We start from the raw sequence: 2,080 nt of genomic DNA on the forward strand, positions 1-2,080 counted from the left end.
CAGTCCAGTTCACGTTCGCCATGCCGACACTGCGGCAGGACTGCGGTTCCGCCGCCTGGGCGGTGGAGAGGCCGAGCGTCGCGACGGCCGCCAGGGCCATCGTGAGAATACCGCGTTTCATCATTACTTCCCCCTTGGGGTTTGGTGACTCGTCGATTATGGCATCCAGCCCCGGATCGCGTACGCCGGGCCGCGCCCCCGGAGCCGGTAGCCGCGGCAGACGTTAATTGAACGTTCAATCAATATCAAGTAAGCTCCCCGGCCATCGACGACGAGACGGGAGGACGCCGCGATGCCCAAGCGCGGCATGGAGCCGATCCGGCAGCAGCAGTACATCGAGGCCACCCTCGCGGTGATCCACGAGTCGGGCCTGCAGGCGACCACCCTCGCCCGGGTGGCCCGGCGCGCCGGCACCTCGACCGGCCTCGTCGCCCACTACTTCGGCGACAAGACCGGGCTGCTGGAGGCCACCTTCCGTTACCTCGCCCGGCTGCTCGGGCGCGAGTACCGCGCCCGCCTCGCCGGCGCGGCCACGCCGCTGGAGCGGGCGCTGGCACTCATCGACACGAACTTCGCCGACAGCCAGGCGCGCCCGCAGGTGGTCAGTGGCTGGCTGTCGTTCTGGTCCCAGGTCAACCACCGCCCGGAGCTGGCACGGGTCCAGCGGGTGGTCGCCGCCCGGCTGCGGAGCAACCTGCTCCACGACCTCCGCCGGCTGGTGGCCTATCCGGACGCCGTGCACATCGCCACCGGGCTGCCGGTGATGATCGACGGGCTCTGGCTTCGCGCCACCCTCACCACCGGCGGCGTGAACTTCGCGGAGGCACGAGACCTGGCCCGGGACTACCTCATGACGCAACTGGCCGCACGCACACGGGAGCACAGCCATGACGCAACAGCCTGAGGCAAAACTGTGGATCGACGGCGCGGCCGTCGACGCCACCAGCGCCGAACAGTTCGACAACATCAACCCGGCCACCGGTGCGGTGCTCAACCACGTCGGCATCGCCGGCGGCGCGGACGTGGAGCGCGCGGTCGCGAGCGCCCGCGCCGGCCAGCGGCAGTGGGCCGCAATGACCGGCACCGAGCGCGGCCGCGTGCTCCAGCGCGCGTCGATGCTGCTGCGCGAGCACCGCGACGAGCTCGCACGACTGGAAAGCCTGGACGGCGGCAAGCCCATCGCCGAGACCCCGGAAGCGGACGTGGACTCCGGCGCCGACTGCCTGGAGTACTTCGCCGGCCAGGCGGCCTCGCTCACCGGCGACTACCAGGCCGTCGACGGTGGCTTCTACTACGCCCGCCCCGAGCCGCTGGGCGTATGCGCCGGCATCGGCGCCTGGAACTACCCGCTCCAGATCGCCTGCTGGAAGGCCGCGCCGGCACTCGCGGCGGGCAACGCCATGGTCTTCAAGCCGGCGGAGCTGACCCCGCTGTCCGCCTTCCGGGTCGCCCAGCTGTTCACCGAGGCGGGCCTGCCGGACGGCGTGTTCAACGTCATCCAGGGCGAGGCGGACACCGGCCGGGCCCTGGTCGCCCATCCGGGAGTCGCCAAGGTCTCGCTCACCGGCGAGGCGGGCACCGGCAAGGCCGTGATGCGCGACGCCGCCGCCGGGCTCAAGGCGGTGACCATGGAGCTCGGGGGCAAATCCCCGCTCATCGTCTTCGACGACGCCGACCTGGACAACGCCGTCTCCGGCGCCCTGCTCGGCAACTTCTACACCCAGGGCGAGATCTGCACCAACGGCACCCGGGTGTTCGTGCACGAGTCGGTGATGGACGACTTCCTCTCGCGGCTGCTCGAGCGCACCCGGCGGCTGCGCATCGGCGACCCGATGGACCCGGAGACCGACGTGGGCGCGATGATCAGCGCCGGCCACATGGAGCACGTGCTCGGCTACATCGAGCGCGGCCGCGCCGAGGGCGCAGAGCTGCTCGCCGGTGGCGGCCGGGCCACGGTGCCCGGCTGCGAGGGCGGCTACTACGTCGAGCCCACGGTGTTCGGCGGCTGCAGTGACGACATGACCATCGTGCGCGAGGAGATCTTCGGGCCGGTGATGTCGGTGCTCGCCTTCCGCGACGA

At 71.1% G+C, this 2,080-nt stretch carries 2 protein-coding genes; both read left to right on the forward strand.

Features of this window, described 5'->3' with window-relative positions:
* Positions 1-292: 292 nt before the first annotated feature.
* Positions 293-904 (forward strand): transcriptional regulator BetI, encoded by a 612-nt coding sequence (gene betI, locus G7A99_RS17075; RefSeq protein WP_018718832.1) that lies wholly within the window; start codon positions 293-295, stop codon positions 902-904.
* The coding region (gene betB / locus G7A99_RS17080) for a betaine-aldehyde dehydrogenase (RefSeq protein WP_163142374.1) at positions 888-2,080 on the forward strand (1,193 nt) is incomplete at its 3' end. The genes betI and betB, both read left to right, overlap by 17 nt.

This window comes from Arhodomonas sp. KWT (assembly GCF_010993615.1).